This is a genomic window from Pseudomonas sp. EA_35y_Pfl2_R5 (assembly GCF_963970805.1).
Taxonomy (GTDB): domain Bacteria; phylum Pseudomonadota; class Gammaproteobacteria; order Pseudomonadales; family Pseudomonadaceae; genus Aquipseudomonas.
Genome location: NZ_CAXAOW010000002.1, coordinates 427,747 through 440,775, shown reverse-complemented (window position 1 = coordinate 440,775; position 13,029 = coordinate 427,747). Strand labels below are relative to the sequence as shown.

At 59.9% G+C, this 13,029-nt stretch carries 12 protein-coding genes and 2 pseudogenes; 7 read left to right on the top strand and 7 right to left on the bottom strand.

All coding sequences use genetic code 11. The annotated features are described in order from the left end of the window. Positions 1 to 141: 141 nt before the first annotated feature. Both AACX99_RS06015 and rarD read left to right on the top strand, forming a co-directional pair. Positions 142 to 741, top strand: a complete 600-nt coding sequence (locus AACX99_RS06015) for an FMN-dependent NADH-azoreductase (RefSeq protein WP_339410248.1) — start codon at positions 142 to 144, stop codon at positions 739 to 741. A 198-nt stretch (positions 742 to 939) separates the two neighbouring features. Beyond that, positions 940 to 1,836: an EamA family transporter RarD gene (gene rarD / locus AACX99_RS06010; protein WP_339410581.1), complete on the top strand. Its 897-nt coding sequence runs from the start codon at positions 940 to 942 to the stop codon at positions 1,834 to 1,836. Here the strand turns inward: rarD and AACX99_RS06005 are convergent. The 3 genes from AACX99_RS06005 to AACX99_RS05995 all read right to left on the bottom strand — a co-directional run bounded on the left by AACX99_RS06005 (position 1,831) and on the right by AACX99_RS05995 (position 3,626). Further along, complete coding sequence (locus AACX99_RS06005) at positions 1,831 to 2,385, bottom strand: dihydrofolate reductase family protein (RefSeq protein WP_339410247.1); 555 nt, start codon at positions 2,383 to 2,385, stop codon at positions 1,831 to 1,833. The two genes, rarD and AACX99_RS06005, sit on opposite strands and share 6 nt — an antisense overlap. An 86-nt stretch (positions 2,386 to 2,471) precedes the next feature. Then, positions 2,472 to 2,885, bottom strand: coding sequence for an anti-virulence regulator CigR family protein (locus tag AACX99_RS06000; protein ID WP_339410246.1), 414 nt, complete (start codon positions 2,883 to 2,885; stop codon positions 2,472 to 2,474). Positions 2,886 to 2,942: 57 nt separating this feature from the next. Then, entirely contained in the window at positions 2,943 to 3,626 is a 684-nt protein-coding gene (locus AACX99_RS05995) for a 7-cyano-7-deazaguanine/7-aminomethyl-7-deazaguanine transporter (RefSeq protein ID WP_339410245.1), read from the bottom strand. A 253-nt stretch (positions 3,627 to 3,879) separates the two neighbouring features. Between AACX99_RS05995 and AACX99_RS05990 the strand changes: the two genes are divergently transcribed. The 3 genes and pseudogenes from AACX99_RS05990 to AACX99_RS22135 all read left to right on the top strand — a co-directional run. Then, on the top strand, positions 3,880 to 5,229 hold the full coding sequence (locus tag AACX99_RS05990; protein ID WP_339410244.1) for a DEAD/DEAH box helicase: 1,350 nt from the start codon (positions 3,880 to 3,882) through the stop codon (positions 5,227 to 5,229). 4 nt (positions 5,230 to 5,233) lie between these two features. Continuing rightward, positions 5,234 to 5,335 (top strand): annotated as a pseudogene (locus tag AACX99_RS22140) (hypothetical protein); the annotation flags it as partial. 150 nt (positions 5,336 to 5,485) lie between these two features. Next, positions 5,486 to 5,755: pseudogene (locus AACX99_RS22135) on the top strand (DUF1294 domain-containing protein); the annotation flags it as partial. A 37-nt stretch (positions 5,756 to 5,792) separates the two neighbouring features. On the opposite strand, the gene AACX99_RS05980 reads toward AACX99_RS22135, so the two are convergent. The 3 genes from AACX99_RS05980 to AACX99_RS05970 form a co-directional block, all read right to left on the bottom strand. Then, on the bottom strand, positions 5,793 to 6,773 hold the full coding sequence (locus tag AACX99_RS05980; RefSeq protein WP_339410242.1) for a zinc-dependent alcohol dehydrogenase family protein: 981 nt from the start codon (positions 6,771 to 6,773) through the stop codon (positions 5,793 to 5,795). A gap of 121 nt (positions 6,774 to 6,894) precedes the next feature. Further along, positions 6,895 to 7,197, bottom strand: a complete 303-nt coding sequence (locus AACX99_RS05975) for a hypothetical protein (protein WP_339410240.1) — start codon at positions 7,195 to 7,197, stop codon at positions 6,895 to 6,897. 93 nt (positions 7,198 to 7,290) lie between these two features. After that, positions 7,291 to 9,057: a S8/S53 family peptidase gene (locus AACX99_RS05970; protein ID WP_339410238.1), complete on the bottom strand. Its 1,767-nt coding sequence runs from the start codon at positions 9,055 to 9,057 to the stop codon at positions 7,291 to 7,293. Between the two features lie 206 nt (positions 9,058 to 9,263). Here AACX99_RS05970 and AACX99_RS05965 point away from each other — a divergent pair, with 206 nt between their 5' ends. Both AACX99_RS05965 and AACX99_RS05960 read left to right on the top strand, forming a co-directional pair. After that, the gene (locus AACX99_RS05965; RefSeq protein ID WP_339410236.1) at positions 9,264 to 9,656 is read left to right on the top strand and encodes a transcriptional regulator; all 393 of its coding nucleotides are present in this window, start codon (positions 9,264 to 9,266) and stop codon (positions 9,654 to 9,656) included. Between the two features lie 192 nt (positions 9,657 to 9,848). Continuing rightward, positions 9,849 to 10,571, top strand: coding sequence for a substrate-binding periplasmic protein (locus tag AACX99_RS05960; RefSeq protein ID WP_339410234.1), 723 nt, complete (start codon positions 9,849 to 9,851; stop codon positions 10,569 to 10,571). A gap of 10 nt (positions 10,572 to 10,581) precedes the next feature. Here AACX99_RS05960 and AACX99_RS05955 read toward each other — a convergent pair whose 3' ends face one another. Then, positions 10,582 to 12,807 (bottom strand): LTA synthase family protein, encoded by a 2,226-nt coding sequence (locus tag AACX99_RS05955; RefSeq protein WP_339410232.1) that lies wholly within the window; start codon positions 12,805 to 12,807, stop codon positions 10,582 to 10,584. Positions 12,808 to 13,029: the final 222 nt, after the last annotated feature.

Genomic DNA, 13,029 nt, shown 5'->3' with positions numbered 1-13,029 from the left:
ACAGGCCAGAGACTAAGCCGGGGTTAGCTATAAATCAAATTATTAGATTGTTTGGCGCAATTGTTTGCGCTTTTTAATCGGTTTGCTCGCTCGTATTCTTTGCTCATCGACGTTCAACAACCCTTCGATGGAGCAAACAACATGGCAAACGTCCTGGTAATTGAAAGCAGTGCCCGTCAGCAAGGTTCGGTCTCGCGTCAGCTGACAGCGCAATTTATCGCCAACTGGCAGGCTGCCAACCCGGCGGATCAGGTCAAGGTGCGTGACCTTGCGGTTGACCAGGTACCGCACCTGGACGCCAACCTGCTGGGCGGTTGGATGACGCCGGTCGGGCAGCAGAGTGAAGCCGAGCAGGCTGCGCTGGCGTTGTCCAATCTACTGACCGACGAACTGCTGACCGCCGATGTGCTGGTGCTGGCTGCCCCTATGTACAACTTCTCCATCCCCAGCACCCTGAAGGCCTGGCTCGACCATGTGCTGCGCGCAGGGGTAACCTTCAAGTACACCGAAACCGGTCCGCAAGGCCTGCTCAGCGGTAAGCGCGCCTTTGTTCTGACCGCCCGTGGCGGCATCTACGCCGGTAGCGCGCAGGATCATCAGGAACCTTACCTGCGCCAGGCGTTGGCCTTTGTCGGCATCCACGATGTCAGCTTTATCCATGCCGAAGGCCTCAACCTGGGCGGCGAGTTTATGGAAAAGGGCCTGAACCAGGCCAAGGCGCAACTGGCCCAGGCCATCTGATTTTCCCGCTGCATCCTGCTCTCCTGGCGTTCGGTGCTCCTGGACGTCTCTGCCCGCGCTGCTGATGTAGTGCGGGCTTTTTTATGTACTGCATTTGTTCTGTACGGCTGTTTCGGTGGCTAGCTGTGTCGCTTTGCAGCTGTGGTCTTAACTACAAGCCAGGCAAGATGCCGGGGTCTGATTGAGCCGGGGAATGTGATGCAGCTGTCTGGGCGTGGTGTAGCGCTGTCGATTATTGCTTCGGTGCTGTTTGCCGTGGTGCCGGGCTATGTGCGGCTGCTGGCGCCACTGGATGGCTTGCAGGTGTTTGCCCAGCGGGTGCTCTGGTCGATGCCGGCGGTGTTGCTGTTGATCACCTTGTCGCGGCAATGGCCGATGCTACTGGCTGCCTGCGACCGTGTGCGGCGCGAGCCTTTGTTGTTTGCCAGCTTGCCGTTGGCTGCGCTGCTGATGGGCATTCAGTGGGCGCTGTTTGTCTGGGCACCACTGGCCGGGCGCATGCTGGAAGTGTCGCTGGGTTATTTCCTGCTGCCGCTGGCCATGGTGCTGGCCGGGCGGGTGTTCTATGGCGAGCGGCTGCGGCCTTTGCAGCGCCTGGCGGTGTTCTGCGCCTTGCTTGGCGTGGCCCATGAGCTGTGGCTGACCCAGGCGTTCTCTTGGGTGGTGATGGTCACGGTGCTGGGCTACCCACCGTATTTTATGTTGCGCCGCTGGATGCGCCTGGATGCCTTGTCCGGTTTCGCCTTTGAGATGTTGTTTATGGCCCCGGTGGCAATCTGGCTGGTGCTGCAATGGAGCCCGCCGCAGTTGTTTGTCCAGGCGCCGCAGCTGTGGTGGTTGCTGCCGGGGTTGGCGATCCTCAGCTCCCTGGCCTTTGCCGCGATGATGGCCGCCAGTCGCCTGCTGCCAATGGGGTTGTTTGGCATTCTCAGTTACGTCGAGCCGGTGTTGCTATTTTTGGTGGCGCTGGTGTTTCTTAGTGAGCAGTTCAACAGCGCGCAATGGCTGACCTATTTGCCAATTTGGCTGGCCGTGCTGCTGGTCGGTTGGGACAGCGCACGATTGTTGCTCAAGCAGGCGCGGCAAGGGTTATAGGGCTGCACTTGCAGGGTTTTCCGCCAGCACCTGGTAATGCAACTGCACCACGCCACTGCTGAAGTTGCGCTGTTTGTGCAGTCGCAAGCTGCGTTCCAGCCCGCTGGAGAACATCGGAATGCCGGCACCCAACACATAAGGCACCACGCTCACCACCAGCTCGTCTAGTAAGCCGGCAGCAAAGCAGTTGCCGGCCAGCGAGCCGCCGCCGACCAACCAGATGCGTTGGTGTCCTTGCTCGGCCTGTTCCGTCAACGCTTCGATGGGGGTGCAGTGATGCATGCTCACGCCCTCCGGCAATTGTTCATGCGGATGGCGGGTCAGTACCCGGCAGGGCTTGCCGGGATAGGGCCAGCCCCCTTCGAGCGCCATCAGCGCATCGAAGGTCATGCGACCCATTAGGAGAGCGTCAATCCCGTCATACACGGCGTGGTAACTGTGCTCATCGCTAGAAGCCTGGATGGCGTCCAGCCAATCGATGCGGCCATCCGGGCGAGCGATATAGCCGTCCAGACTGGCGGCCACGGAGTAGATCAGGGTGGGTTTCATGGTAAGCCCCAGTTACAAACGCAGGGCTCGGCTGAGGCCCCTGATCAGTGGAGTGGCAATCAGGGGGCAAAGTTTCCTGGCGAGCTTCAGTCCAGTACGTTCTGCAGAATCTCGTAGATCAGCCCCGTAGCCAGGGTCACTAGCACCACGTCGGTACCTACTTGCCGCCATTCGTAGCCTTCGTAGTGCGGCAGTTGACCGAGCAGGCGATTGTCGAAACGTTTGGCGATGCCCGGCGGCAGTGGTTTACCGCGCGCCAGGTTCTTGCGAATGCCTGGCGGCAGAGACTGGGCTGGACCGATCAGCGCGCGGTTGTCGCCAAGAATGATGCGCACTCGGCCGATATCGATGCTCGGGCCGCGCATATCAACCTGTATATCGCCATCGCCACCGTGCTTGTCATGCTTGTCATGCTTGTCGTGTTTTGGGGCGGCGCTGGCACTGCTCAGGGCACAAGCCAGTGCCAGGCTGGTGACGGTTAGCAACAAGGAACGGTACATGGTGGTACTCCGCGAATGGCTTGGTTAACACGAGCGCAGCCGTCGGCGTCGCTCCCTTCAGTGTGGCTCAGAATTGGCCGGCGTGGCGGGCGGGATGCTGTCATCGCGCCCGGCCAGCATGCGCAGAATGGCATTGAGCAGCATGCCGTAGAGCGGCACGAACAGCAGCAGGCTGACGACAAGTTTGACCCCGTAATCGACCGTGGCGATTTCCACCCAATGCTCGGCCATAAACGGGTTGCTGCTGTTCCAGAACGCCACCGAGAAGAACGCGTAGGTGTCCAGCAGGTTGCCAAGGACAGTCGAGACTGTTGGCGCTACCCACCATAGCGACAGCTGGCGCAGGCGGTCGAACACCTGAATATCGAGGAACTGTCCTAGTACGTAGGCGAGGAAGCTGGCGATGGAAATGCGCAGGACGAACTCGTTGAACTCCAACAGTGCACCGAAGCCGCGAAAGCTGGCTTCCTGAAACAGCACCGAGACGATGTAGGAAATCAGCAGCGCCGGCAGCATCACCCGGGCGATTACCCGACGCGCTGCTTGTTTGCCGAGCAGGCGTACGGTCAGGTCGGTGGCGAGAAAAATAAACGGGAAGCTGAATGCGCCCCAGGTGGTGTGCCAGCCGAACAAGGTAATCGGCAGCTGCACCAGGTAGTTGCTGGCAATGATTATCAGGATATGAAACAGCACCAGTGCAATAAGCGCATTGCGTAGGCGCTGAGGGGCGGTAATTAGCATGACGAAACCTTTTTGCTGAATGGGGTTAGGGAACCCATGTCATCCGGAATTGAATGGCGGCGCGCATTCTAACGGCGTGACGCAGTGCTTGCGTAGCGGCCTGACCGGAGGTGTCGATCTACGCCGCTTTCGCCTCCTGCTGTACGGTTGCGAACTAGGCTACAGACGCCGTTGGCCAGGCCGTTAGGGCTTTTAGCCGGCAGAACCGGTAATCTATGTCGCTGTTTTGCTGATTTTTTGTCGAGGTATACCCGTGTTTTCCCAATTCGCCCTGCATGAACGCCTGCTCAAAGCCGTGGCCGAGCTTAACTTTGTCGAGCCTACCCCGGTGCAGTTGGCGGCCATTCCGCTGGCGCTGCAAGGAAAAGACCTGCGGGTTACCGCGCAAACCGGCAGCGGCAAGACCGCGGCCTTCGTGCTACCAATGCTCAATCGTCTGCTCGGCGATGGCGCTTCCCAGCCACGCATGAGCGTTCGCGCGATGATCCTGCTGCCGACCCGCGAGCTGGCGCAGCAGACCCTGAAAGAAGTCGAGCGCTTTGCTCAGTTCACCTTCCTCAAAGGCGGGTTGATCACCGGTGGTGAAGACTTCAAGGTGCAGGCCGCCATGCTGCGTAAGGTGGATATCCTGATCGGCACGCCTGGCCGTCTGATCGAACACGCCAACGCCGGCAATCTGCTGCTCGATGAAGTTGAGGTGCTGGTGCTCGATGAAGCCGACCGCATGCTCGACATGGGTTTTGCCGAAGACGTGCAGCGTTTGTCCGAGCTGTGCAACGCCGACCGTCAGACCCTGCTGTTCTCCGCCACCAGCGGCGGCGCAGTGCTGCGTGAGGTAGTCGGCAAGGTGCTGAAAGAGCCTGAGCACCTGCAGCTCAATCGCGTCAGTCAGCTCAATGAGGGCACCCGTCAGCAGATCATCACCGCTGACCACAACCACCACAAAGAGCGTCTGGTCGAGTGGTTGCTAAAGAACGAGACCTACGACAAGGCGATCATCTTCACCAACACCCGCGTCCAGGCTGACCGCCTGTATGGCAAGTTGGTCGCTCACGACTTCAAAACCTTTGTGTTGCACGGCGAGAAGGACCAGAAGGATCGCAAGCTGGCCATCGACCGCCTCAAGCAGGGTGCGGTGAAAATTCTGGTGGCCACCGATGTGGCGGCCCGTGGCCTGGATGTTGATGGCCTGGATCTGGTGATCAACTTCGATATGCCGCGCTCCGGCGACGAGTACGTGCACCGCATCGGCCGCACCGGCCGTGCAGGCGCTGAAGGCCTGGCGATCTCGCTGATCTGCCACAACGACTGGGCGCTGATGTCGAGCATCGAGCGCTACCTCAAGCAGCGCTTCGAACGCCGCAATATCAAGGACCTCAAGGGCATCTACCAGGGCCCGAAAAACCTCAAGGCATCTGGCAAAGCGGTAGGGCCGAAGAAGAAAAAGATCGACCCGAAAACCGGCAAGAAGCTCGCCACGAAAAAGCCGGCAGCCAAGGCGCCGAAGCGCAACACCATCAACCGGCCGAAACCCGATGCGCCGGTGCTGGTCAGCCAGGACGGCCTGGCGCCGTTGAAGCGCCGTACGCCAGCTGCCGAGTAACGGCGTGGGCCGCTGGGTCTGCTGGATTGTTGCACTGTTAATCGCCGCGCAGGCGCAGGGCGCGGTACACAAATGTGTGCAGCCTGACGGTGTGGTGCTCTACACCGATCAGCCCTGCAGCATTGCCCACAGCAACCTGGCCTTGAGTGTCAGCGACTACGCCAGCTACCCGCCGCTGCTGCAGGGTGCTGCGCAGCTTTGGCACGAGCGGGTTCAGCCGCTGCTGATCGGGGTCGATGTGTTGGCCCTGCTGGCTCTGGTTTACGGGCTGATGAGCCTGATCTGCTATATCGCCTACTACCGCGACAAACAGTTCGCCATCAAGGGTCAGCAGCGCACGCCCGAGGCGCGCCTGCATCTGTATGAATTGTTGGGTGGCTGGCCGGGCGGCTTGCTGGCGCAGCGGCTGATTCGGCACAAGAACCGCAAGCTGAGTTATCAGCTGTTGTTCTGGTTGATCGTTTTGCTGCACCTGTCCCTGGCGGGGCTGGTGCTGTGGTTGATCAATACGCCTACAGGCGGCTGAAGACGGCGGGGCAGCCACCGTCTTCAGATTAGCCGTTTTACTTCGGTACGATCAGAATCTTGCCGTCACGCTCGCCACTGGCGGCGGCCGCCACGGCCTGCTTGATCTCGCTGACGTCGTAGGTCGCGGCCACACGGGTGTGCAACTTGCCGTTGGCGATCAGCTGCACCAACTCACCAAACACCTTCATCTGCTCGGCCTGGCTGGCGTTCTGGAACCATTTGGCCAGCCAGAAACCGCGCAGGCTGATATCGCGAAATACAAACGATGCGGGCGATACCTGACACGGCTGGCGACTCATCATCCCGTAGTTAACCAGTACGCCGCCTTCGCACAGGCTGGCAGCCAGGTGATCGGTCGACTCGCCGCCTACAGCATCGATACCCAAGCGCACGCCTGCACCGCCAGTGGCTGCGCGTACGCGCTTGGCCAGGTCCGGGCCATCGACCAGCACCACATCACCGCCTTCGGCCTCAACGCCGGCCACGGCCGACTCACGGCGTACCACGTTGATGGTCTTGAAGCCGCGCAGCTTGGCCAGCTGGATCAGGTAGCTGCCGACGCCTGAGTTGGCGGCGTTTTGGATCACCCAATCGCCGGACTTGAGGTCGACGAATTCACTGAGCATCAGAGAGGCGGTCGGCGGGTTGACCGTGAGCATCGCCAGTTGCTGCGGATCAGCTTCCGGCAGCGGGATCAATTTGTTCGCCGGCGCGTTCAGGTGACTGACCCAGGTGCCGCAGCCCACCGGTAGTAGCACCATCTGGCCGACCTTCAGGTTGCTGACTTCGGCGCCCAACGCTTCCACCCGACCGACGCCTTCGTTGCCGCCAATTGCAGGCAGCGGCGGTAGCATGCCGTACTCGCCGGTAAGGGTCAGCACATCGGATGGATTGATCGGTGCGGCCAGTACCTTGATCCGCGCCTGACCGGCACCAGGCTCTGGCAGTTGTAGCTCAACTGCGCTGATCACTTCATGGGGTTGCGGGCCGCGGTGTTGGTACTCGGCTTTAAGCATGGACATTCTCCGCTAGGGGCTGGACACAGTGGCTGCAGTCTAGACCGGAGTGGCCAAGGCGAGGCGAATCCTCTGCCATCGACATGAGTGATTGGCGGCGGTTGAACAACCTGAGCGATGGCTAGTTTTGGCTATCAACTTCATCGCCGGCTTCTTCCAGCTCTTTGATGCGTTGTTCATAACCCTCGCACGCCGTGTCTAATTCGTCGGAGGAGGTCTGCGGCGATACTTCTTTAAGTTCTGCGCGCAACTGGGCCGCACGGTCTGGGTCTTTCTCGGTGATTTCTGCGATTTTTGCCGCGAGTTGCTCGGCTTTGGCGGTCGCCTCTTCGGCCGTGCAGGATGCGTAGGTCGGGCTCTGGGCAAATAAAGCGAAGGCGGCGCAAAGGCCGATGGCAGTTTTACTTGGCAGATTAGTCTTCATGGCTATGTCCTCGCGGGCGAAACAGGCTGGCGTCTTCGGTTGAGTTCAGCTGGCCTTGGAAGTTCAGGCGTTGTTGGGTAGCTACAGTTGGCTCTAGCGCACGCGGTCGCGGCTTTTCACCGCAAGATCGAGGGCCTTTTGCATATCGAGTCGCGCGGAGTGGCCGATGTCCGGGTTATTCAACTCGTAGTTGCGTTCGGAGGGCAGAATCGGCGCGGTCAGGTCCTCGGCGTCGGTCGGTTCGAAGTCGAACTCCTCCCCCAAGGTCATGGCGCTGCGGCGCAACAGCATGCGCAGCTGGGCGGGGTGCAGATCCGGGTTGATTGACAGCACGCCAGCGATCAGGCCGGCGACCAGTGGAGTGGCGTAAGAGGTTCCACAATGGATATCGCCTTGCTCATCCGCGCCCATGGTGGAGGCCTGCACGCAGGCAGCGGCGCTGATATCGACCCGGGTATCGACATTCGATGAGCTGCGTTTGATGGCGTAGCCGGCATCCTCCACCGGCACGTCGTTCTCGCTACGTTGATGCCCGCCCACTACCAGCAGCTGATCGGTAATAAACGAGGACGGCAGCCGATATTCATCGGCACCGGAGAACGCCGCGCCATTGCCGGCCGAGTTGACCACAACCACCTCGGGATGCTCGCTGCGCAGCCACAAGAAAAACTCTTCGAGCAGTTCCTCATAGCCGCTCATGGCCAGTCCCGAGCGAACCAGTGAGTCGACCTCGTCGCCGCGAATGTTTTTCGCACCGATGCGATGAAGGCCCCAGCTCCAGTTGAGCACCCGCACACCATCCTCGACCAAGTTGACCGACGCGGCGATGTTGGCAGTGATGCCCGCATCCGAATTGCGTTCAACGATCACCTCAAAGCCCGGCCCGGCGCCGTCTAGACCTCGCAGGAAGCCGGTGTTGCCGCCCTTATCCCAGCGTGCGGCGAGAATCCCTGCGACGGTTGATCCGTGCCCGTCCGGCCGCGCGGCATCGCGGGCGTACAAGCGGGTATGGGGTTTGCCATCGGCGCGCGCAGCGGCACCCAGGTAGTCACTGAAATCGGCCGCATCGAAATCCACCTCGCGCTCGATCAGGCCGATGCGCACCGGTGTGGTCGGTATGGGCGAGTTTTTGGCTGGAATGCGCCGTTGGTAATAATTGACCGCGTCGAGAAAGCGATTGGCGGTCCATTCATTCTGCTTCGGCGTATTTGCCGCAGGGCTGTTCTGGGCCATAGCGTCGCCTTCTTCCGCGCCGGATTCCTCGATCACCACGGCGTCCACGCTGACCTCACTGCCCAGGCGCAACACTATGGCGTCACGCTCAATGAGATTGTCCACGGGTAAGCGCAACTGGTAGGTGTTGAGCGGGGCAATGGCACCCACCACGGTGGCGCCGTATTTCTGCGCGAGCTGACGCGACACGGCCAGGCCGTCGGCGTCTTCCTCGATAATCAGGCTGATCAGGTCGACATAGGTGGTCAGCCCGTCCATGTTCTTCGCCACTTCGTCGGGTTTAGCGGCTACCACGTGGCTACCTTTGAGCGACAGCCAAACCGGATTGCTGGCTTGGCCCTGCTGCTCCAGCCAGATCGGTCCGCTTTTTTGGCTGCCTTGTGCAATCTTGATCTGTAATTTCTTGCCGCTGCGTTCTATTGCCGTGCTCGGCAGCGGCGCGCCATTGAATATCAGCTTGAGCGGCCCGCGTTGTAAGCCCTGGCTCTCAAGGCAGAAATGCTGCTGACGCTTGTCGAATAGGTCGCCGCAGCGCTGCAGGTGCGTCAGGCGCAGCGGCGTTTCTGCCTGAGCAGCTGTGATGATGGTCAGTATTGCAATGGCCAGTAATGGCTGGGATAGACGCATGGGGCACAAACCTCGAAGCATGTCAGGTGCCGAATGTCTGACTGCTGCTATAAGCGCATGGTTCAGGGTGCGCAGGCACGGTTCAGCTTAAGGTCGAACCTAAGCGGCTATGCATGGGTCCGAAATTAAGAGGGCCATGCGCGACGTGCGATTGAGTCCCTCGCGCTTGCCACAGGGTGAGCGCAACGTAAACGGGAGAAGGTGATATGTCTTATAACTGGGATCTTATCGAGCGCTTGCTGCATGAGGTGCAAAACTCTGCCGGTAAAAATTTCGCCCCTCGGGCTTATGCCGAGGAACTCGCGCAGGAGCTTGAGCGCGCGGGTGAGCACACTCGTGATCTGGATGCATTGAAGGCGCAGGCCGCAGAGTATGAGTCACAATTGCTGAGTGCGGGTTTTATCGAGCCGCGACCAGAGGAAGAGGGTGGTAACGGCGAAAACTTCGTATTGACGCCACGCGGCTTGCAGCTGCTTAGCATGATTGACAGCAGTATTCCTGGGGGCGAGCACTCCCGTGAACTGCTTGACGACCAAGGCACGGCGGCCCTGGTGCCGGAGGTTTTTGACGAAACTGCAGGCAAAGCCAATCTCCTTTAATGGCCGCTGGTTATGACCGGCCGGGTTATGGCTGGGCAGCAGCCAGGGCTTTGGTATTTGTTTGGAGCACTCGGCATATGCCTACCGTGCAGGCCTTCCCTGCACGGCTGCTTAATCGACCTCAGTGATAGAGCCATGCAGAGTTACCCCAGAGCCGGCTATGCTGGGCACTGGTTTAACTCGGGTATCACCATGAAGTGGTTGTGGCTCTGTTGTTTATTGTCGTGCAGCCTGAATGCCTCGGCGCAAGCCTTGCGCGTAGGCTTTGGTACGCACAAGCCGCCGTATATTTTCGAGAGTGAAGCCCGTGGTCTGGAGTACGACATCGTGATGACTGCTGCGCAACGCGGCGGGCTGGAGCCGGTGGCGTACTACGCGCCGATGGAGCGCTTGAACCTGATGCTGAGCAAGGGCCAGATCGACGTTATCGCCACCACCAACGAGCGCAGTGGCGGTTCAATTTTCTATTCGGACGTCTATATCCGTTACCAGAACGTTGCAGTGGCGTTGCGTTCACGAAACCTGGATATCCAGCGCATTAGCGATTTGGTCGGCTACTCGGTTAATGCCTTCCAGCGTGCGCGTTTTCTGCTGGGTAGCGAGTTTCAGGCCATGGCTGAAAACAACCCGCGTTATCGCGAGGAAGCCTTCCAGATTGCCCGCAATCGCATGCTCTACAGCGGCCGGGTGGATGTGGTCGTAACGGATATGCGCATTCTGCGTTACTTCAACCGCGAGGTGTACACCCAGGTCGACGTAACTCAGCCGCTAGCCCTCTATCCGATTTTTGCGGCTACGGACTACAAGCTGGGTTGCCGCCAGCAGGCTCATTGCGAGCGCTTCAATCAAGGGTTGGCGACGATTCGGGAAAATGGTGAATACATTGCCATCGAGCGCCGTTACGCGATGCACTGACGCCTCAGGCCTAGCGGCTCAGGGGCTCTTCGTCGAGGCCCTCCTGGGCGGCCAGCAGCTTTGTCCGGGTTTGTAGCGGGCTGCTACTGACGCTGAAATCGACGATCTCGATAGCGCCCTGGCCTTGTCCCAGCAGATGGAAGGAGAACGCCTTGCGCGCTTGCGGATTGTCGAAGGTGAAGCTGACTTCGACTGGCTTGTCGCGGGTCAGCAGCGGCAGCTCAGGAATCGGCAGTTCCACATTGCGGTCGTATTCCTTGGTTTTCAATTGCAGCGTGGCGCCCTGTTTACCCAAACCCAGCGCGCGGATTTTCAGGGTCACGGTGGTTTGAGTTTTCGCCCCCAGCGTCAGGTACTGTGCACCCACCAGGTTATCCGCCCAGTCATCACTGACGCTGGGTTTGAGTTTGATGGGGTGCTGGTTGGCGAACTGGTAGCGCTGCTCGGCCTGGCTGCCGTTGCTCAACGATTGGTCGAGCAGAGCCGCTTGCTGGCTGATCAAGCGCGCCGGCTTGCCGCTGACACGGCCCAGATAGCGTGCGCTATCGGCAATAAAACCAGGGCTGGCGTAGCGTCGACAGACATTCTGGAAGTCGCACTCGGTCAGCGTGCCGTTGCCGTCATGCTGGCGTAACAGACCGTTGGTGTAGGAGATGATCTCGCGGCCCGTGGTGTAATCGCGCAGCAATGAGCGGCCGGCAATATTGGCCGGCACCGGGAAGGCGAAATAGTCGAGTACCGAGGCTGTCAGGTCGACATGACCATAAACGCCGTGCTTGCGCGCCGGCAACTGTGTCTGCTCAGGGGCCAGCAGCAGGTTGAAGCCCCAAGCCGAAGCCAGGCGGACGTTCTCCAGACCGTGGGATTCGTCCGAGGTGACAATCACCAGGGTGTCCTTCATTACGCCTTGTTTTTCCAGGGCAGTGAGAAAGTCGGCAACGGCATCATCCAGATAGGCAATCGCCGCCAGCTTGGCGTTGGGGTGGCGGTCTAGGTAGTCCTGTGGGGCGGAGTAGGGCTGGTGGGTGCCCACAGTCAGCAGGGTGAGCATCCAGGGCTGGCGCTTCTTGCGCAGCTGTTGCACGTACCCCAGAGCGCCTTCGAAGTAGGCCTTGTCGTCCATGCCCCAGGGGAACTCGAGATAGGGCTTGTTCTTGAACCAGTCGCGGCCCAAGGTCTTGTCGAAGCCCATCTGCGGCATGATCTGGTCTTTGGCCATAAAGCGCAGCCCGGCCCCTTGCAGAAAGTGCGTGCTGAGGCCGCGTTCGCGCAGTTGTGCGGGTAGGCATTGCTCGCTGCGCGCCGGGTTGTTGAGCAGTTCAACGCCCTTCGGGGTGCCAGAGTCGAGTTTGTTGTAGTCGCCGCAGAGCATGGCGTAGAGGCCGCGGATGGTCTGATGGCCGTGCAGCACATAGTCGGTGGTGAGCATGCCGCGCTCGGCCCATTGGCTTAGGCGCGGCATCGGGTCTTGCGTATAGCTGCTGCCGATGGCTTGACGGCTGGCTTGCAAATAAGCGCCGGTTACGCCCTCCAGGGTAATGATCAGCACGTTGCGGGCGCTGCCAGCCTGCTTGAGCAGTGGCATGCCATTCAGGTCAAGTTGATTTAGGCCGCTGATATCGGCAGGGCTGCTGGCTTCATCATTCGCGAGCCAGTCGGCTAGGTGTTGTTGAGCGATATTGCTATTTTCCGCCAGCAGCTTGTGCGGCAGGTTGAACTGCAGCCATTGATCCGCTTGGCTGGGTTTGAATTGCTGGCCAACGCTGTGCACCGCAAACAGTGCTAGTGGAAGTAGCAGCCAGGTGCGTGCAAGCGGGGCTGCGCGACGTGGCGTTTGTACGCTGCGCAGGCCCAGGTAAAGCGTGACCAGCACAGCCATGGCCAAGGCCAGTAACGGTTGGCTCAAGCCGCTGCCCTGAGTTGAGTGACTGATAAATTGTGCATCACCCAGGTATTGCAGGTCGGCAGGTTCGGGCATACGCCCCACTGCATTGACCAGCTCGGCGGTGCTTAGGGTAAAGATGCACCAGCCCAGCAGCAGGAGAACGCCTAGCAGCCAGGAGCGTTGGTGAATAACAACCAGCAGCAGGCTGCCGATTGCCAGGTCGGATAGATAGCCATAGGTGTGTGACCAGCCTAGGGCATAGCGGCTGAGCAACGGCAGGACAAGCAATAGCAAGCCGAGAATAAGTAGGGTGCTGAAAGGCTGTCGCAGCCAATTGCAGGTAACGCGCACGGGTACTCCTGGGGCAATTGCCATGGTTTAGCTACGGCAATGCCGAATCAGCCGCAAGATGCGGGCTGACATGATTCTGAAACAAGGATGTGCTAAGCGCCAGTGCGCGGGGCACAAAAGGGCAAAACAACGGGTGTTGTGATGAGGTGGAGAGCGGGGAGATTAGGGGTGGTTATGCACTGGCCAGCGCCTTGTCATTGCGAGCAAAGCGCTGCATGGCCA

Bases quoted from the DNA above. Each gene is read 5' to 3' on its own strand.
- AACX99_RS05965 (WP_339410236.1), top strand. From the start codon at position 9,264: ATGTCTTATAACTGGGATCTTATCGAGCGCTTGCTGCATGAGGTGCAA.
- AACX99_RS05995 (WP_339410245.1), bottom strand. From the start codon at position 3,626: ATGCTAATTACCGCCCCTCAGCGCCTACGCAATGCGCTTATTGCACTG.
- AACX99_RS05980 (WP_339410242.1), bottom strand. From the start codon at position 6,773: ATGCTTAAAGCCGAGTACCAACACCGCGGCCCGCAACCCCATGAAGTG.
- AACX99_RS06015 (WP_339410248.1), top strand. From the start codon at position 142: ATGGCAAACGTCCTGGTAATTGAAAGCAGTGCCCGTCAGCAAGGTTCG.
- AACX99_RS05960 (WP_339410234.1), top strand. From the start codon at position 9,849: ATGAAGTGGTTGTGGCTCTGTTGTTTATTGTCGTGCAGCCTGAATGCC.
- AACX99_RS06005 (WP_339410247.1), bottom strand. From the start codon at position 2,385: ATGAAACCCACCCTGATCTACTCCGTGGCCGCCAGTCTGGACGGCTAT.
- AACX99_RS05970 (WP_339410238.1), bottom strand. From the start codon at position 9,057: ATGCGTCTATCCCAGCCATTACTGGCCATTGCAATACTGACCATCATC.
- AACX99_RS06000 (WP_339410246.1), bottom strand. From the start codon at position 2,885: ATGTACCGTTCCTTGTTGCTAACCGTCACCAGCCTGGCACTGGCTTGT.
- AACX99_RS05975 (WP_339410240.1), bottom strand. From the start codon at position 7,197: ATGAAGACTAATCTGCCAAGTAAAACTGCCATCGGCCTTTGCGCCGCC.
- rarD (WP_339410581.1), top strand. From the start codon at position 940: ATGCAGCTGTCTGGGCGTGGTGTAGCGCTGTCGATTATTGCTTCGGTG.